This is a genomic window from Anoxybacillus sp. CHMUD (assembly GCF_013096965.1).
Lineage (GTDB): Bacteria > Bacillota > Bacilli > Bacillales > Anoxybacillaceae > Anoxybacillus > Anoxybacillus kestanbolensis_A.
Genome location: NZ_SDLG01000002.1, coordinates 202,031 through 219,867, shown reverse-complemented (window position 1 = coordinate 219,867; position 17,837 = coordinate 202,031). Strand labels below are relative to the sequence as shown.

The following is a 17,837-nucleotide window of genomic DNA, read 5'->3' as shown; positions in this document are numbered from 1 at the left end:
TCTTTGATCATAAAAAATTCCCCTCTCGTAATCATGAACCATAGCTCCTCTCGTTGACACTATGGTTCTATTGTAAGTGGGGAATTTTATTCCGGCTATATTGGGGATTTTATCATCGGCTTTAACACGTGGTGACGGAAAAAGCTATATCTATTCAAACTTTAACTCAAAGTATGCTCAAATGGCTCTTACCATACTTCGGACTTACTACAATTTTTGTTTAGCATACAAAACAAAGGAGACAGTAGGAACACCTGCTCAACGATTAGGCATTGCAAAAAAACAATTTGATTTAAAAGAAATAATCTATATGCAATAACCTTAAGGGATTTGATATTTTATAGGACCAAATCAGTATACGATTTGTTTTTTATTTTTTGCTGAAATATCAATATTTTTTGACTAAATCCTTTTTAATGATTTTGGTATTTTATGTTAAACTGAATATATAGATTACTCAGAAAATTAGCAAAGGGAAAATTAACCCATGAGGGGGAAGTGTATGAAAAAGTTTTTAATTACATTATTAGTATTAATTGCGTTAGGCATTGGGGGGGATTTTGTTACTGAACTATTTAGTGCTAAACCACCTTTACCAACCATAACTGTTGGAGAAAAAAAGGTAGAAGTGGCACAAGGTTCGTATTGTTGGAATGGATTACTTAGTTCTGTTTGTGCCGATACAAGTTCCCCGCCAGAACTCATTAAAAATCAAGAACTAAAACCTGTGGTTGTACCACCAGATTCCCAATTGAAAATAGAATTCAAAGATGAGCCTAAAGAAAATACATTAGTAGTAAATAGATGGCTTACAAATGAAAAAACAGAAAATGTTCCAATAAATGATAATGTGATACTATTACCAAAAGAAAAAGGTGTATATGTGTATGATGTTTCAGCGAGATGGGAAAAGGGAGATTCAAGTTATGCCTTTGTAATTGAAGTACGGTAGTAACATTTTAGTAACAGTCTTAATTTAACAAGTCAATATAATTTTAGTTTAAAACGCTTGGAATAAACCCAAGTGTTTTAATGTGCTTTTTACTTTGTTAAATTTGGTTCGAATTTTGTGCTAATTACGCTGTTATTTGTACTGTTTTTCTTGATTTTGTACTTCTGAACCGAACCCGTTAACTTAACATGCACCTTTTTAGTAAAGTCTTTTATAGAAAAAACAAGTAAAATGAAACCAATACAAAACCGATTACAGCCATGATAACGCAGTATATTTTGGTAGATGTGCGTAAAGCTGTTCCAAAAATTTCTTTTCCCGTCACGGAAAGCATTACCCCCATCGCCAATGCGATAATCATTGCTACTAGCCAAGGGACACCCATCCCATAATTACTTCCGATGAAGGCTCCAATTCCTATGGGGGCGGAGGCTATGGTTGCCCCAAGTATGATGCTGAAAATTCCAAACCCAGCCATCAGCAAGGGAGTAAAAACAGCAATCCCTTCTGGAATATTGTGAAGCATGATCGCAGTCATCATTGGTTTAGTCAATGAATCGTGAGTATTGGCTCCAAGTGCGATGCCTGTTGGAAAATTGTGCAGGGCAATACTGAATGTTAAAAATAGACCAGAATGTACAAATAAGTCTTTTTTAGCGTCATTGGTAATAATGATCACATGATGGGAAACCTTTTCTAGATGCTTATAAATAAAATAACCAAAAATCAATCCGACAATAGCAATAAACCAACCTCCAATTTCTATGCTTTCAGGCAAAATTTCCATCGTGACCAGTCCAAATATCATACCACTACATACTGAAAAAATGGTCGCCGTTCCTTTTTGCCAGCCTTTAAACAACCAAGCAATCACTCCGCCAGATAACATTCCAATAGCAGAAGCAGAAAACCCTAAAAGCCAAAGTGAGTTCATCCATCATCCCCCTTGTACTAAGTTGTCTTTACTTTTATATCTGCCAAACTTATAAAATATGCCTTAAGAAAACAAAAAATCCTCCACCGTGGGAGGATTGTAAAGCCTTCGTTTTCGGAAAAGTGAGGTTTGTTTATTATAAAGGCATTGGAGTTTTAGTTGGTTTTGCGTAACCTTCTTTGTACTTTTCGTCAATGTAGTGGCGAATTTCCTTTATAGACATACCTTCTTGTTTCATTTTAATGGATTCCGCGGCGATTTGTAAGCAAACGCCACAACGAGTACCGTGGTCATTCCAGACAACAGAACCATCTTCATTGATTTTTTTGACAAAGCAATTCATACTACTTTTATGTCCTGCACTCTTCTTTTGTTTGGTTATATTGATTATTTAGCACATAGTTCTATTTTTTATAATTCTAAAATAAAAAAAAACAGTGATTGCTTAACCTTGACTTAACACAATCAATAAATTTTTTGACGGCTGAAGAGATGTTTTTCAGAGATATTACCGCAATCCCTATGGTACGATAAATGATCTCTTTCTAAATGAATAAAATACAATGTGTGATACACGAAACAAAAGCATTTCAGGAAGTATACTGATTCCAAGATCAGCTTGATTTTCAGCTACTTCATATTTCGATCTTTGGTGGCACTTGATTTTCCTTTAAAATCCGCCTTACATTGTTATCGCTCCCCCACTCTGGCATAATAAACGCTTCTTCTTCCAGTTAGGGAAAGGAAATCATCTGTTGTTCGTGTTCGTGAAAGTGGGTTCATCCGCCAACAATGCAAACTATTATGTCTTTTTTAAAAAGGATGATGTCAAACGATTTAGATGTAGGTAAAGACACAAACACGAAATCTACTGCACCATTCCATTGATCAATATCATTGTAATCCCCTTCTAATAGTCTAATTAGAAGGATGCTGCATCTGGAATTGTTTTATAATTCTGGACAAACTGCTGTGATCAACTAGACAAATAAGAACGAATATGCTATTATCTTAGTAATCTTATCCAATTTTTTGGCGGTAATTATCATTTTTTTATACGATTTATCAAAGATTATACGCTATTATTTAAGTTAACTTACTGTTTTATCATTTTTTTATCGTTTCACTTTATATTATTGTCGTGTGAAAAATAATGCAATTATGTTAGAACAAAAAATCCATAGCCACTCCCGCTATGGATCCATTCCACAAAACTTCATGAAAATTTTCACTCTCGCATCTCCAACAAGGACGATAGCTGCCTGTTCCATGCTCTCAAAGTTTTGCGTTATTTTCTACTACACCGTAACGACTAACTCCATATCATGCACCATGTCTCGTTGAAGCTTTTTCATTGTTGGCGTCAGCGTTCCGTGTACATAAACGTTTACTTTTAACTGCGGATTAGCATTTGGATGAATAAATTGGATATTTGCTTTATATGTTCCGCCACTTTCGTCAATAAGCCGAAACATAAATTCGCTATAAAAAGCGGGGACATATCCTAATTTTTCGCCTTGTTTCGTCAATACGACAACCGCTTTCGGATCTTTTTCATTTGTCGGTTCTAGTTGAAGCGTCACGTCATCCCCCACTTGCAACCGATCAAGTACTCGTTCCCCTTCATAATATCTCCATCCAGCAATGTAAAAATCAAAGTCAAACTCATTGCCATATACATAAATGGGTGGTACAAACTCATACGTATCAGTCGCAAGTCTTCCAACGGTCGCACGTAATAAATCCATATTTGTATAATCGTCGGATAAGCCGTGTGCCCTTAGAATTTCTTGAAAATCTGGACGACGACGATCAGGCAAACGTCTTTCGAAAGGACCAAACAAACGCTCGGATACATAAACTTTATTTACATCTGGGAAAGCTAAATGTAGATGATATCCGTTTTTTAATGCTTCGATAACTCCTCTTCTCTTCGCATGTTTCTCATAATAAAACATGTATTTTCCTTCATGATGCACTAAATTGCCTACATGATATCGCTGACGAGTACTTCGTTTTGCCAAATAAGCCAAAGTACAAAAGGTCGACTCATCCTTTCACCTCCATATTATATTCAAAAAATCGTAATAATTTAAGTTATAGCGATCAAAATCTTCAGCAATCGTAAAAAATAAATCCCCACCTTCGTAAAACTCCGAATTAGCAACAACGAAATTTTCCAGTAAACAACCTGTTAAACCATTATAAGTTGCTAAATGTGCTTTCATTGTGTTTATCCCTATCAACTCCCCTAACTTTGAAGCAACAACTTCTGCCCACGCTTCTCCTGTATTTTCTTTCGGAATTTTGAACAAATATCGTTTTTCGTTATATGGACTAACTAACCAAAACTTTTGTCTTGTTCCAGATGCTTGCCTTTTATCATCTTTTTCCCAATGGCTAACGTCTAGTATATTCACAAACCCCTTTCCTTTTTGACCACTTATCTCATAATTTTCTCCTTTACTTCTTTACTTCGTCATCCTCACCAAAAATCCTGCCCATGCAAAAAACACCAGGCCCCCCTAGTACTTTGTTGCTAGCAACATGTTTGTTTGTCGTCTTCGCAACAATCTTCTTGCTCTTTGCAGCAGTCCTCTTTCCCCTCGCAGCAATCTTCCTTTTTCTCGTCATCTTTAACCTCGATAATTTGCACATCGCAACAACCTTTTTCTTTTTGTGTAAATAATTTTTTGAACATATGAATCTCCTTCTTTTATTTGCATTATGCAACTATTTATTCAAGCAATAGGCAAGATTCCTCTTGCCTTAAAACAGCGGTTTGCAACAAATGCTTGATTTTTCCATACATTCGTTCAATAAGCGAATGGAACGAAGGACGGTTTCGCGCTCAAATTCGCTCATATGCGAAAATACTTCTCCTAAATATTCGTTCACTTCTGCGTCAATTTTCGCGGTGACGTATTTCCCTTCCGGCGTTAACGATAAAATGTAGACGCGGCGGTCTTGCGGGTACGGTGTTTTTTTCACTAAATTCATTTTGACAAGCGTTTGAATTTGTCGGCTGAACGTTGTAATATCCATCGCTATCGCATCTGCCACTTGTTGCATCGACGGTTCGTTCATGCGGTCGATTTCGTATAAAATGTGGCTTTGCACAAGCGATAATTCAATCCCGCCAACGGCGCAGCAGTTGCGGTCTAACAACCCAAGCCGTTTCGTCATCGTGTGAAATAGTTCGCGAACATTTTCCATTTTCTCACCTCTTGCTTTTATTATAGCTTATTATTTGCATTTTGCAACTAAAAATCAAAAGTATTTTTTTCTCGTTTATAACATCCCAATCCATACGTACATAAAGAAAAAAACAAAAATCGCTGTGTACACTGTACCTAACACCGTTTCGTTATGAATATCACGGCCTTGGTGCAATTTTTTCAACAGCAATGCCAAATTAAAAAACCATAAACCTGCGATAATCGGTAAAACCACAAAGCAAAGGTAAATCATTCACTCATCCCCCTTTTCCCCCATTATAACAAATGCATGCACGATCGCTACAAAAAAAGACAGAAGTCCACCGACTTCCGCCTTTTATGTTTATGCAATTTGAAGTGGCATATTTTCTTTTAGGCCAAGCGTTTGAGCAGCGAGCGTTTGGACATCGCGTAAAAGCGCTTCGTTTTTCATTAGCGATACACCATATGATGGGATCATCTCTTTAATTTTCGCTTCCCATTGTTTCATTTCGTTCGGGAAGCATTTTTCAATCACTTCAAGCATGACGTGAACAGCTGTTGAAGCACCTGGTGATGCACCGAGTAAAGCAGCAACCGAGCCGTCATGGGCGGCAACAACTTCCGTACCGAATTGAAGCGTGCCTTTGCCGCCCGCTTCCGTATCTTTAATGACTTGTACACGCTGACCAGCAATAATGACATCCCAATCTTCACTTTTCGCATGCGGGATAAATTCGCGCAATTCTTCCATCCGTTGTTCTTTCGATAACATGACTTGTTCAATTAAATATTTTGTCAACGCCATGTTTTTCGCTCCTGCCGCGAGCATCGTCAACACATTATGTGGCTTAACAGACGTAATTAAATCGAACATCGATCCGTTCTTTAAAAACTTCGGCGAAAAGCCAGCGAACGGCCCGAACAATAACATTTTTTTACCGTCAATAAAACGTGTATCGAGATGTGGAACAGACATTGGAGGTGCCCCAACTTTCGCTTTGCCGTACACTTTCGCATGATGTTGCGCGATAATGTCTGGATTGTTGCACACCATAAATAGTCCGCTTACTGGGAAGCCACCGATTCCTTTTCCTTCAGGGATACCTGACTTTTGTAACAAATGTAGGCTTCCGCCACCTGCCCCGATAAAGACGAACTTCGCGTGATGAACTTCAACTTCACCAGTCGCTAAATTGCGCACTTTTACTTCCCATAAGTTGTCACTTGTTCGTTTCATATCCTCTACATGATGCTTATAATACAAATTCACATGTTTATGCTCTAAATGTTCAAATAATATGCGCGTTAAAGCGCCAAAGTTGACGTCCGTTCCCGCTTCAATCCGCGTCGCTGCAATCGGTTCTGTCACGATGCGGTCTTCCATCATTAGCGGAATCCACTCTTTTAATTTTTGCGGATCGTCAGAAAACTCCATCCCTTTAAACAAAGGATTATCCACCATCTGTTCAAACCGCTTCTTCAAAAACGCAACATTTTCTTCCCCTTGCACGAAACTCATATGCGGAATTGGCATAACAAAGTCCTTCGGGTTGCGAATGTGCTTATTTTGAACGAGATAAGACCAAAATTGGAGCGACTCTTGAAACTGTTCGTTAATTTTGATCGCTTTGCTTACATCAATTGATCCGTCCGCTTTTTCAACTGTGTAGTTTAGTTCACAAAGTGCGGCATGACCTGTTCCGGCATTGTTCCATTCGTTCGAGCTTTCATCTGCCGGTTGACCAAGCCTTTCAAACACAGCAATTTCCCACTCTGGTGCTAACTCTTTCAACAACGTCCCTAATGTCGCACTCATAATCCCCGCACCAATTAAAATCACATCTGTTTTCATCATTGGACCCCCTAAACGTTCCCATCGATTCGACCAAAAACTTCTCCACATTTATTATAACACATTTCAATTATAGTATGTCACTATCATTCTACACGATTACAAAAATGTTTATATAATTAAATAATTAAATAAAAACGAATATACTCACATATGTTCGAAAAAAAGAAACAATATTCTCTTTTTAATGATTTTACAAAATAATTTGATATTTTGCTAGCTTTATTTTTGGAAAGGTGCATCGTCCTAAATATTTTTCTGAAAATACAAATGAAATCTAACTTCTTCATGCTATAATAAACACATAATATATCCGACATTTCTCGACATATATTACAAGAAGGAGATGAAGGAGATGAAACAAGATCATGATCATCCACTTAAAACCGCCACCCAAATCAACACGAAACGTTTGTACACATTCAATTGAACACTCTCTATAGTCCTATCTCCCTATGATGAATTCGCACGAATGGAATGGTCTATACATCCCTCAATCCGCACTGCTTTACCTGAAGGACTAGGATTTGTAGCCTCCATCATCATCTGGAGAAGTTGCACCAAAAGTTATAAACAACACATGCTTATGAATATTGAACAAACACGTCTCATTGAAAAAAACAACTCTCTACAAACTTTAGCTGTCCAGGATCCTCTAACCGGTTTGTTGAATCGTATTCGCTTTGTTGACCTTGTTCGTGCTCAATTACATAAACAAAACAATAAAGAAGCGAGTATCCTAATTATTGATATTGATTTTTTCAAACATGTCAACGATCAGTTCGGACATCCAGCAGGGGATCAAGTGCTGAAAGACTTATCTGCCATGTTGATGCGCTATTTCCCTCCCCCAAGCCTTTCAGCAAGGTTGGGCGGAGAAGAATTTATCATTTTTCTACCTAACACCCACATTAAACAAGCACGACAACTTGCTGAAATGTTACGGGAAAACATCGCAACATTTCCATTTTCATATAAACATCATACGATTCATATCACCGCAAGTTTTGGTATCGCTCAAGCCACCCATTCTTTCCAGCATAGTTATTCAAAAGCGGATCAAGCTTTATATATAGCGAAACAAAATGGAAGAAATCGTGTTGTTGTCATCTCGACATAAATAAAACGAACAAGGTTGCCCTTGTTCGTTTTATTCAACCGGTGCTTCTTGTGTACGAATAAATTGGTCATAAAATGCAGCAAGCGATGTGTAGACGTACGGAACGAGCCATAAAAGTCCAATCCCGAACGTTATAATCGAGAGTAGTCCCCAGCCGATGAAGCTCAAATATAACAAAAATAGTTTTCCTTTATATCCTTTCATTCGTTTTTTACTTTCGCTAATCGCTTGAAGTGCACCGTATTCGGGATGATCTTTTAATAAAAAGAATGCTTGTGAATAAGATAACGATTTAATAATTCCAGGGATAATAAGTAGCAAACTCCACAAAAACACAAAGATACCAAATAAAACGGACGTGCCAATGAGTTTTAATGATAACTTCCCATTTTGATATACTGTAAACATTGGAGAGATTCGGACAGGTTCACGGCGATACACATCTAAAAATACCCAATACACAACAACACTAAACGGAATGAGCGCAAGTGAAAGAAGCAAACTGACGATCGAAACAGATATTGTCACGTTTTCTTGTTCAATCCATACGTCCCATCCTCCACTTAATACAACCTCAACTACTATAGGGAAAACGATGGTCACGAACGCATAAACAAGCATAAGAAGCACGGCACTGCCCCATTTTCCTTTCAACGCTTCCCTTGCTTCACGCCTTAACAATGATAATGTCATATGATAAAGCCTCCTTTTACGTGATCACACTTACACATATAGTCTATGCGCTTTTTACTCTAACATACTTATTTGAAAAATGCTATTGATCTTTTAGTAAATGAGATGAATATTTTCTATGTTTTGTATATAATGGGTGTATCCATTATAAGGGAGGAATACAAATGAAAAGCATCAAACCTGGCCGCGGGCCATCCATGCAAGGATTTATCGGCAGTATCGCCACCATTTTATTCGGCATGTTTTGGACGTTTATGACTTTTTCTATTACGAAAGATTCTCCCATTCCAGGGTCACAAATCTTTCCTTTTTTCGGATTCGTTATCATTGGTATCGGTATTTTTCAAGCTGTGTATCATTATAAAAACGCTACAGGGAAAGAACGGATGTCGATCATCGATATTGTAGAAGAAGACGAGGAAAAAGATCCGCTCAATACTCGTTTCGGTCATATCGAAGGAGAAAAGTTTTGTCCACACTGTGGAACGAACGTACAAGCAAACTTCCGCTTTTGTCCATCTTGCGGAAAAGCATTATAAATCCAAGTGATACGCGAGAATAAGTAATGAATAAAAAGTTCGGCGCCTGCCGAACTTTTTTACCCTCTTTTTCCCTTTATAGACCTTGTCAACCACACAGCACCAAAAATGAATACAGCAAAAACCCCAAGCAACGTGCCGAGCATCACGAGTTGAAATACAATGTCCCCGATGTACATAAAATCAACTCCTTTTCTTTCCATTATACTTTATTTTTCATATACGAGCCATGTTGGTTTGTTAATTTTTGCTGATAAACGAACGTGTCTTTATCGCTCGGATTTTTATTGCCTCCGAACATAAAGTTGCCTAAGCTATAAACAATTATTTTTTCTTTATATTGTTCAATGAATTCTTTTTTTATTTGTTGATGATTTAGAACATAGTTTTATAAAAATAGATAAAAAATGACTGTACATGTTGTGGCAATGGCTATGCCTATGAGCGTTTCGTACGGAAGCAGTGTAAGGCGCTCTTTCGTTGACATATGTACACTCGCTGCTGTGATATGAAAAAAACTGCCGTGCGGTAAATGATCGAGCACTGTTGCCCCCGCATGTACCATAGCTGCTCCCGCAAGCGATGGTACACCCGCTTCAACTAACGCTTTTCCAAACACGTGGCTTGCGACAGCTGTCCCCGCCGTTGTAGATGCAGTAATGCCTGACAATAACGCACCAGCTAACGATGCCATGACGTATGGCGGAAACCCTAGCGATTCGAGCATGTGCATAAACGTTTGGTGCAAAGCGGAGTTCGCGATTACACCCGCTAGCGTTCCAGTACCAAGAAGCATGAATACAACACCGCTCATTTTTTCCATGCCTACGCGTAGAAACACGTTCAACTCCCTCGTTTTATTCATAACAATCACACCAATCACCGCACCAGTCGGCAAAGCGATAAGCGGATCAATTGACACGCCAAAGAGCGGACGTGACAATAAAAGAATTATCGCAACACCGGGAGCAACGATCGCTTTTTGCCATGGAGGTGTTTCTTTTTCAACCGTTTCAATTTTTGGCATATGTTTGTCATCACCCCGCCACCGTTTTGCAAGCTGGTACGTGACAAAAAGACCAATCACCGCCGGTGCGATGCCTGCCATCATGAGAGAGGAAAGAGGGACATGAAATGCCTCAGCAGCTGCAATCGTATTCGGGTTAGGAGAAATAATATTCCCAGCTTTCCCCCCACCAATTAATGCGAGCAATATAGCAAAACGTGACACATCAAGTCGATGTGCCATCGCAAGCGCAACAGGTGCAATCGTCATAATGGCAACGTCAACAAACACCCCACACGCTGTTAACATCATCGCTGCAACACATAGCGAAAATAGCGCATATTTTTCCCCGCATGCTTGCATGAGTTTTTCTGCTATTGCCACCGCTGCCCCCGACTGCATTAATACACCAGCAAGCACACCAGCTGCTAAAACACGCAAAATAGACGGGGTCATCTCTTTTGCTCCATCTATCATTAGCCGAACAGCTTCATCGATAGAAACTCCCCCTAGTAAAGCACCAATAAACGCTCCGCCCATCATTCCATACCCCACCGGCACATTTCGTAAAATAAATACAACAGCTAGTAGAAAAGCAGCTATCGCTCCAAATGTGTTCAATTTGATCCCCTCCAAGTATACAATCTATAAACATATCATGATGTAACGTCATTTTTTGTAAATATATCACAAATAACATAAAAACTGTGTAAAATTTTTCGAAAATACGTACAGATGTCATCCGTATATACATTATTTTTGTAATAGTCTTTTTGTCGGAGGTGATCAGTGTAACAGGACGTTTTTTACTTATTTCTCTCGGAACGGGTATTATAATGGGACTTGGAACATATTTCAAATGAAATGAAGCGAGCCATTCGACAATTTTCCACGTAAGAAAAAGGTGCCCAAATTGGACACCTTTTTCTTATGATGAAATCGTACGTTTAAACGTATCAAATTGCTCTGTCACTTGTTTATCTGGCGCTGCTGTCAATACACTGACGATAACAATAGCGATGAGGCTTGCGATAAAACCAGGAACCATCTCATACATGACGCTAGCGTATGAAGAGTTTGCCCAAACGATGACCGTCGTCGCCCCTGCAATCATTCCTGCAAGCGCTCCCCATTTTGTCATGCGACGCCAGCATAAGCTTAATATAATGACAGGACCGAACGAAGCACCAAACCCAGCCCATGCATAGCCAACAAGATTTAAAATCGTATTGTTTTGCTCATATGCCAAAATTAAAGCAACAACAGCAACAAGTAACACCGATAAACGACCAACAAACACAAGCTCTTTATCGGACGCTGAACGACGGAATAAAACTTTATATAAATCTTCAGTTAGGGAACTTGATGTCACAAGCAATTGCGATGAAATCGTGCTCATAATTGCCGCTAAAATGGCTGCAAGTAAAAACCCTGTAATAAGCGGATGGAATAAAATTTCCCCAAGTTTAATAAATACCGTTTCTGGATCTTCTAACGTCATGCCGGCTTGTTTAAAGTAAGCGATTCCAAAAAGACCTGTGAGCATCGCGCCGACAGATGAAAAAATCATCCAGCCCATTCCAATCCGACGAGCTTGTTTCATCTCTTTCACCGATGAAATCGCCATAAAGCGAACGATAATGTGAGGCTGTCCAAAATAACCAAGTCCCCAAGCGAATAAAGAAATGATGCCGACTACGCTTGTTCCTTTAAACAAATCGAGCAAATTCGGATCGGTGTCTCGAATCGTTGCTGTCGTTTCTGTGAATCCCCCTGTATGCATCAATGTCACAACAGGTACGAGAATAAGTGCAATAAACATAATGAGACCTTGCACAAAGTCCGTCCAGCTGACCGCTAAAAATCCCCCGAATAACGTGTACGCAATAACAACACTAGCGACAATCCATAGCCCCGTATGATAATCTGTACCGAACGAGTTTTTAAACATGACCCCGCCAGAAACGAGACCAGATGAGACGTAAAACGTAAAGAAAATCATAATGACGAATCCTGAAACGAGGCGAAGTAGCTTCGATGTATCACCAAAACGATTTTCTAAAAATGCTGGAATCGTAATCGAATCGTTTGCCACTTCTGTATACACACGCAAGCGTGGAGCAACGTATAACCAGTTCGCATACGCCCCTAAAGCTAGTCCGATGACGATCCATGAAGCGCTTAACCCTTGTGCATACATCGCGCCAGGCAAGCCAAGCAACAACCAACCGCTCATATCTGACGCCCCAGCACTTAACGCCGTTACGGCTGGACCGAGCGTCCTTCCACCTAACATATAATCAGACAAGTTTGACGTCCGTTTATATGCCCAATACCCAATGAGTAACATCCCCACCATATATACGACAACAGATGCAATAACCAAAACAATCTCCCCTTCCTTTGTTGTCTATAAAAACCCCTTTGCATCTATCATTATACTAAAATATGTTCACAATTTGTACAAAAAATTATTTTCCAAAGAAACCTTTTAATGCGAATGCGACGTTTTGCGGACGTTCTGCTAACCGGCGCATAAAATAACCGAACCAATCATTTCCGAAAGGGACGTATACTCGCATGGTATAACCTTCTTGTGCAAGCTGTTGTTGCATATCTGTCCGAAAGCCATACAACATTTGAAACTCAAATTGATTACGTGGAATATTATTTTCTTCTACAAATGTTTTTACTTTTTCAATAATATGATGATCGTGTGTAGCAATAGCTGTATAACTTCCGCTTAATAAATGGAGTCGAATGATATTCATATAGTTTTCATCGATTTGTTGTTTCTCTTGAAACGCCACTTCTGGCGGCTCTTTATATGCTCCTTTCACTAAACGAAGTGATACCCCTTTTAAATCTTTCACATCTTGTTCAGCGCGATATAAATATGCTTGAATGACGGTTCCAACGTTGTCGTATGTGCGACGTAGTTCTTGTAATAAATCGAGCGTCGCTTGACAGTGCCCCGAATCTTCCATATCGATGCGCACAAAATTGTTGTATCGTTTTGCTGTTTCGACGATTTGACGCATATTGTTTAAGCAAAAATCAAAGTCAATGTCGAGACCAAGTTGTGTCAATTTGACGGATAAATTACTGTGAACTCCTGCACGATGAATCGCTTCTAACGTACGAATGTTATATTGTGTTGCTTCAATTGCCTCTTCACGATTAGAGACAAATTCTCCTAAATGATCGAGCGTACAAACGAGTCCTTTTTCATTCAGTTCACGCACCTTTTTGATAGCGCTTTCAATCGTTTCCCCTGCAACAACTTGGGAAGCTCCAAAGCGGAGCCCCCATTTTTTCGCAGCTTGATTTAGCACTTTACTTTGCGAAGCGTATAAAAAGATGTTTTTCGATAGTTGTGCGAGCATTGTATTCACCTCTTTCAAACTTAAAACATTTCACTTACTGTTTTTGCTTGCATATGAAGCAATAAATAGTCTGGACCACCTGCTTTCGAGTCTGTTCCTGACATGTTAAAACCACCAAACGGATGATAACCGACAATCGCTCCTGTACAACCGCGATTGAAGTATAAGTTACCAACGTGAAACTCTTCTCGCGCTTTTTCTAAATGCGCACGATTGTTTGAAATGACCGCCCCTGTTAATCCGTAATCTGTATTGTTCGCCACTTCAAGCGCTTCATCAAACGTACGCACTTTTGTAAACGCAACAACTGGCCCGAAAATTTCTTCTTGCATGATGCGTGCAGTTGGGGCGACATCCGAAAAAATGGTTGGTTTAATAAAAAACCCTTGCGAGTCGTCTCCTGTTCCACCTGTTACGAGTTTCCCCACTTGTTTTCCAATTTCAATGTAGTTCATAATTTTATCGTACGACGCTTGATCGATTTATTATGCTTGATCAAAGGCGTGAAAAAAAGACTTCGGGACGGATCCGAAGTCTTTTCCAAAATTAACGTTTTCCTTTGACATACGGCGTACCGAGCGCTTTTGGCGCATCCGCACGTCCGATAAATCCAGTTAACGCTAAAATCGTTAAAGCATACGGCAAAATAAGCAAATAAACAGTCGGTACGTTTTTCAAAAACGGAATCGCCTGTCCGACGATGCTTAAACTTTGCGCAAATCCGAAGAAAAGGGCCGCTCCCATCGCACCAAGCGGATGCCATTTTCCGAAAATCATTGCAGCAAGCGCCATAAATCCTTGCCCGGAAATTGTCGCGTGGCTAAAGTCGCGCGAGATGATTGTCGCATAAATTGAACCGCCAATTCCTGCAAGGGCACCGCTTAACATGACTGCGATGTAACGCATCTTTGCCACGTTAATTCCCATCGTATCTGCCGCCATCGGATGTTCCCCAACCGCGCGAAGACGAAGCCCAAACGGTGTTTTATAAATGACGTACCATACCACAAAGGCGAGTACAATCGCTAAGTAAGATGGCACGTATCCGTTTGAGAAAAAAATCGGACCGATAACTGGAATTTTGCTTAAAATCGGAATGTCAATTTTATCAAATCCAACTTGCACTTGATCCGTTTGTCCTTTTCCGTACCACATTTTCACAAGAAACAATGATAAACCTAAAGCTAAAAAGTTGATGGCTACTCCGCTGACTACTTGATCCGCACGAAGTGAAATGGCTGCGACCGCATGCATAAGCGAGAAAATCGAAGCAACAATCATTGCGGCAAGTATCGCAAGCCACGGTGTTAGTTGTCCGAATTGATCGGCAAACGTTAAGTTGAACACGACACCGGTAAATGCCCCGATGACCATCAATCCTTCTAATCCGATATTTACAACGCCGGAACGCTCACTAAATACGCCACCGAGCGCCGTAAAAATAAGTGGTGCCGCAAAGAAAATCGCGGAAGGAATAATAATTTCAAGGATGTGTAACATTTATTTTCCCCCCTTTTTGAAGCGCATAAGCACAAGACGAATTAAGTAGCTTGATGCAACGAAGAAAATAATTAACGCAATGATGATGTCTACAAGTTCTGTCGGCACATCAGCTGCTGATGGCATTTCGAGCGCTCCAACTTTTAACGCTCCAAATAAAATAGCTGCTAAAATAATGCCAAACGCATTGTTTCCACCGAGAAGGGCGACGGCAATTCCATCAAATCCGACTCCGGTGAATCCAGCTTTAACGGAGACGTTTTCAAATGTTCCTAATCCTTCCATCGCTCCAGCAATACCAGCAAATGCCCCAGAAATAACCATCGATAATATAATATTGCGATTAACGTTCATACCTGCATAATGTGATGCATGTTGGTTAAAACCGACGGCACGAAGTTCATATCCTGTTGTCGTTTTCTCAAGTAAAAACCACATGACAACAGCTGCAATTAACGAAATAATAATGCCGTAATGAAGGGTAGAGTAATCAGTTAATGACTGTAAAAATTCCGAACGTAACGATGCAGTCGGATGAATTTTTTCCGACTTAAATCCTTGATCAGATAAAACAGAGCGAATGATCGCATTCGACACGTATAAAGCAATATAGTTCATCATAATCGTGACGATTACCTCATGAACACGAAAACGCGCTTTTAAAAATCCCGGAATGAATCCCCAAAGTGCCCCAGCAAATGCAGCAGCAACAATAGCGAGCGGCAGATGGATTACTTTCGGGAGCTCAAACGCAACGCCCACCCAAACAGCAGCGAGCCAGCCGACGATCAGTTGTCCTTCTACACCGATGTTAAATAGCCCTGTGCGAAAAGCGAACGCAACCGCTAACCCCGCTAAAATATATGGTGTCACTTGACGAATCGTTTCCCCAATGTAATATCGATCCCCAAAAGCACCGTACAATAAAGCGGAATAGCCAGCAATTGGGTCATATCCACTGACGATCATCACGATGGCGCCAGCAATAATTCCGAGAATAACCGCAAAAACAGGAACGAGAATATTTGTTAAACGATTTTCACTCATGATGATACACCTGCTTCCTTCCGTTTGCTTCCTGCCATCAACAAACCAAGCTCTTGTTCTGTCGTTTCTTTCGGGTCGACAATGGCGACAATTTTCCCTTCATAAATGACAGCAATACGATCACTAACGTTCATAATTTCATCTAATTCAAACGAAACAAGCAATACTGCTTTTCCTTTATCTCGTTGTTCGATCAGACGTTTGTGAATAAACTCAATCGCTCCGACGTCGAGTCCACGCGTTGGTTGCGCGGCAATAAGTAAATCTGGATCACGATCCACTTCACGTCCGATAATCGCTTTTTGTTGGTTTCCTCCTGATAAAGCCCGCGCTTTCGTATATTCATCTGGCGTACGAACGTCAAACTCTTGGATAAGCTGGCGCGCTTTATCGTAAATCGCTTTAAAATTCAAAATACCGCGTTTTGAGTATGGTTCTTTATAATACGTTTGAAGCACCATGTTTTCTCCGATTGGAAAATCAAGCACAAGACCATGTTTATGACGGTCTTGCGGAATGTGTCCGACACCTGTTTCTGTAATTTGTCTTGGCGTTAAATTGCGAATTTCTTTACCATTTAGACGAATGGAGCCGGATTCAGATTTAATTAAGCCCGTGATCGCTTCGATAAGCTCTGTTTGTCCGTTGCCGTCTACCCCTGCAATTCCGACAATTTCTCCTGCATGTACCGTTAGATTTAAATGATCAACTGCAGTAATTCCACGCGAGTCTTTGACAACTAAATTTTCAATTTCAAGGACAGGTTTGCCGACTTTCGGCGGTTGTTTTTCTGTTTTGAAATGCACCTCACGTCCAACCATTAACGAAGCTAGTTCGTTCGGGTTTGTTTCCGATACATTTAATGTGCCGATGCCTTTTCCACGTCGAATCACTGTGACACGATCGCACACTTCCATAATTTCTTTTAATTTGTGCGTGATTAAAATGATGGACTTTCCTTCACGTACAAGCGCTTTCATAATTTGGATGAGCTCTTGAATTTCCTGCGGCGTTAAGACCGCTGTTGGTTCGTCAAAAATTAAAATATCTGCTCCACGATATAACGTTTTTAAAATTTCTACCCGTTGTTGCATACCGACAGAAATGTCTGCGATTTTCGCTTTCGGATCAACAGCTAAACCGTATCGTTCAGAAAGCTCACGCACCTCTTGCTCTGCTTTTTCAATATCGATTTGTCTACCTTTTGTTGGCTCGCTTCCTAAAATGATGTTTTCCGTTACTGTAAACGTATCAACAAGCATAAAGTGTTGGTGTACCATTCCGATTCCTAAGTCGTTGGCGACGTTCGGGTTGGCGATATTTACTTTTTTTCCTTTGACGCGAATTTCCCCGCCATCTGGTTGATATAAACCGAATAACACGTTCATTAGCGTCGATTTTCCTGCACCATTCTCGCCTAATAACGCATGAATTTCCCCTTTTTTCAATTGCAACGTAATGTTATCATTGGCCACAAAATTCCCAAAAACTTTGCGGATATTTAGCATCTCAATTACGTATTCCAAACGTGATCCACTCCTTATATGAGCTTGTTAAAATCACTAAATGAAAAGCTGCAACATGTTGCAACTTTTCATTTAGTGGTTC

At 39.9% G+C, this 17,837-nt stretch carries 16 protein-coding genes and 5 pseudogenes; 4 read left to right on the top strand and 17 right to left on the bottom strand.

Annotated elements, in window-relative coordinates:
• Positions 1-82: 82 nt before the first annotated feature.
• Both ETB99_RS14905 and ETB99_RS02425 read left to right on the top strand, forming a co-directional pair.
• Positions 83-319: pseudogene (locus tag ETB99_RS14905) on the top strand (insertion element protein); the annotation flags it as partial.
• A gap of 183 nt (positions 320-502) precedes the next feature.
• The gene (locus ETB99_RS02425; RefSeq protein WP_050368667.1) at positions 503-952 is read left to right on the top strand and encodes a hypothetical protein; all 450 of its coding nucleotides are present in this window, start codon (positions 503-505) and stop codon (positions 950-952) included.
• A 211-nt stretch (positions 953-1,163) separates the two neighbouring features.
• Here the strand turns inward: ETB99_RS02425 and ETB99_RS02420 are convergent, their stop codons facing one another.
• The 8 genes and pseudogenes from ETB99_RS02420 to ETB99_RS02385 all read right to left on the bottom strand — a co-directional run bounded on the left by ETB99_RS02420 (position 1,164) and on the right by ETB99_RS02385 (position 6,938).
• On the bottom strand, positions 1,164-1,886 hold the full coding sequence (locus ETB99_RS02420) for a ZIP family metal transporter (protein ID WP_171699806.1): 723 nt from the start codon (positions 1,884-1,886) through the stop codon (positions 1,164-1,166).
• A 136-nt stretch (positions 1,887-2,022) separates the two neighbouring features.
• Positions 2,023-2,253, bottom strand: a pseudogene (locus ETB99_RS02415) (PCYCGC motif-containing (lipo)protein); the annotation flags it as partial.
• Between the two features lie 931 nt (positions 2,254-3,184).
• Positions 3,185-3,939: pseudogene (locus ETB99_RS02410) on the bottom strand (HIRAN domain-containing protein).
• Between the two features lie 4 nt (positions 3,940-3,943).
• On the bottom strand, positions 3,944-4,306 hold the full coding sequence (locus ETB99_RS02405; RefSeq protein WP_253263524.1) for a HipA domain-containing protein: 363 nt from the start codon (positions 4,304-4,306) through the stop codon (positions 3,944-3,946).
• 119 nt (positions 4,307-4,425) lie between these two features.
• Positions 4,426-4,587, bottom strand: a complete 162-nt coding sequence (locus tag ETB99_RS02400) for a hypothetical protein (protein WP_171699805.1) — start codon at positions 4,585-4,587, stop codon at positions 4,426-4,428.
• A gap of 68 nt (positions 4,588-4,655) precedes the next feature.
• Entirely contained in the window at positions 4,656-5,102 is a 447-nt protein-coding gene (locus tag ETB99_RS02395; RefSeq protein WP_043966532.1) for a MarR family winged helix-turn-helix transcriptional regulator, read from the bottom strand.
• A gap of 75 nt (positions 5,103-5,177) precedes the next feature.
• Positions 5,178-5,357, bottom strand: coding sequence for a hypothetical protein (locus tag ETB99_RS02390; protein ID WP_043966531.1), 180 nt, complete (start codon positions 5,355-5,357; stop codon positions 5,178-5,180).
• Positions 5,358-5,447: 90 nt separating this feature from the next.
• Positions 5,448-6,938 (bottom strand): malate:quinone oxidoreductase, encoded by a 1,491-nt coding sequence (locus ETB99_RS02385; protein ID WP_171699804.1) that lies wholly within the window; start codon positions 6,936-6,938, stop codon positions 5,448-5,450.
• 472 nt (positions 6,939-7,410) lie between these two features.
• Here ETB99_RS02385 and ETB99_RS02380 point away from each other — a divergent pair, with 472 nt between their 5' ends.
• Positions 7,411-8,058 carry a GGDEF domain-containing protein gene (locus ETB99_RS02380; RefSeq protein WP_253263523.1) on the top strand — a complete coding sequence of 216 codons (648 nt, stop codon included), beginning with the start codon at positions 7,411-7,413 and terminating at the stop codon, positions 8,056-8,058.
• 30 nt (positions 8,059-8,088) lie between these two features.
• On the opposite strand, the gene ETB99_RS02375 is transcribed toward ETB99_RS02380, so the two are convergent.
• Complete coding sequence (locus ETB99_RS02375) at positions 8,089-8,751, bottom strand: DUF975 family protein (RefSeq protein ID WP_171699803.1); 663 nt, start codon at positions 8,749-8,751, stop codon at positions 8,089-8,091.
• A gap of 164 nt (positions 8,752-8,915) precedes the next feature.
• Here ETB99_RS02375 and ETB99_RS02370 point away from each other — a divergent pair, with 164 nt between their 5' ends.
• Positions 8,916-9,290, top strand: a complete 375-nt coding sequence (locus ETB99_RS02370) for a zinc ribbon domain-containing protein (RefSeq protein WP_077429677.1) — start codon at positions 8,916-8,918, stop codon at positions 9,288-9,290.
• A 208-nt stretch (positions 9,291-9,498) separates the two neighbouring features.
• Here ETB99_RS02370 and ETB99_RS15325 read toward each other — a convergent pair.
• The 8 genes and pseudogenes from ETB99_RS15325 to ETB99_RS02335 all read right to left on the bottom strand — a co-directional run.
• Positions 9,499-9,672, bottom strand: a pseudogene (locus ETB99_RS15325) (CapA family protein); the annotation flags it as partial.
• A gap of 6 nt (positions 9,673-9,678) precedes the next feature.
• Positions 9,679-10,923 carry a GntP family permease gene (locus ETB99_RS02365; RefSeq protein ID WP_171699810.1) on the bottom strand — a complete coding sequence of 415 codons (1,245 nt, stop codon included), beginning with the start codon at positions 10,921-10,923 and terminating at the stop codon, positions 9,679-9,681.
• Between the two features lie 301 nt (positions 10,924-11,224).
• On the bottom strand, positions 11,225-12,682 hold the full coding sequence (putP, locus tag ETB99_RS02360; protein WP_171699802.1) for a sodium/proline symporter PutP: 1,458 nt from the start codon (positions 12,680-12,682) through the stop codon (positions 11,225-11,227).
• A gap of 85 nt (positions 12,683-12,767) precedes the next feature.
• Positions 12,768-13,682 (bottom strand): proline dehydrogenase family protein, encoded by a 915-nt coding sequence (locus tag ETB99_RS02355; RefSeq protein ID WP_077429674.1) that lies wholly within the window; start codon positions 13,680-13,682, stop codon positions 12,768-12,770.
• Positions 13,683-13,702: 20 nt separating this feature from the next.
• Positions 13,703-14,164, bottom strand: a pseudogene (locus ETB99_RS02350) (aldehyde dehydrogenase family protein); the annotation flags it as partial.
• Between the two features lie 64 nt (positions 14,165-14,228).
• On the bottom strand, positions 14,229-15,182 hold the full coding sequence (locus ETB99_RS02345) for an ABC transporter permease (protein WP_077429672.1): 954 nt from the start codon (positions 15,180-15,182) through the stop codon (positions 14,229-14,231).
• Positions 15,183-16,229, bottom strand: a complete 1,047-nt coding sequence (locus ETB99_RS02340) for an ABC transporter permease (protein ID WP_077429671.1) — start codon at positions 16,227-16,229, stop codon at positions 15,183-15,185.
• Entirely contained in the window at positions 16,226-17,755 is a 1,530-nt protein-coding gene (locus tag ETB99_RS02335; RefSeq protein WP_171699801.1) for an ABC transporter ATP-binding protein, read from the bottom strand. Before ETB99_RS02335 ends, ETB99_RS02340 begins: the two co-directional genes overlap by 4 nt.
• Between the last annotated feature and the right edge of the window lie 82 nt (positions 17,756-17,837).

Bases quoted from the DNA above. Each gene is read 5' to 3' on its own strand.
- ETB99_RS02425 (WP_050368667.1), top strand. From the start codon at position 503: ATGAAAAAGTTTTTAATTACATTATTAGTATTAATTGCGTTAGGCATT.
- ETB99_RS02420 (WP_171699806.1), bottom strand. From the start codon at position 1,886: ATGAACTCACTTTGGCTTTTAGGGTTTTCTGCTTCTGCTATTGGAATG.
- ETB99_RS02400 (WP_171699805.1), bottom strand. From the start codon at position 4,587: ATGTTCAAAAAATTATTTACACAAAAAGAAAAAGGTTGTTGCGATGTG.
- ETB99_RS02395 (WP_043966532.1), bottom strand. From the start codon at position 5,102: ATGGAAAATGTTCGCGAACTATTTCACACGATGACGAAACGGCTTGGG.
- ETB99_RS02390 (WP_043966531.1), bottom strand. From the start codon at position 5,357: ATGATTTACCTTTGCTTTGTGGTTTTACCGATTATCGCAGGTTTATGG.
- ETB99_RS02385 (WP_171699804.1), bottom strand. From the start codon at position 6,938: ATGAAAACAGATGTGATTTTAATTGGTGCGGGGATTATGAGTGCGACA.
- ETB99_RS02380 (WP_253263523.1), top strand. From the start codon at position 7,411: ATGGAATGGTCTATACATCCCTCAATCCGCACTGCTTTACCTGAAGGA.
- ETB99_RS02375 (WP_171699803.1), bottom strand. From the start codon at position 8,751: ATGACATTATCATTGTTAAGGCGTGAAGCAAGGGAAGCGTTGAAAGGA.
- ETB99_RS02370 (WP_077429677.1), top strand. From the start codon at position 8,916: ATGAAAAGCATCAAACCTGGCCGCGGGCCATCCATGCAAGGATTTATC.
- ETB99_RS02355 (WP_077429674.1), bottom strand. From the start codon at position 13,682: ATGCTCGCACAACTATCGAAAAACATCTTTTTATACGCTTCGCAAAGT.
- ETB99_RS02345 (WP_077429672.1), bottom strand. From the start codon at position 15,182: ATGTTACACATCCTTGAAATTATTATTCCTTCCGCGATTTTCTTTGCG.
- ETB99_RS02340 (WP_077429671.1), bottom strand. From the start codon at position 16,229: ATGAGTGAAAATCGTTTAACAAATATTCTCGTTCCTGTTTTTGCGGTT.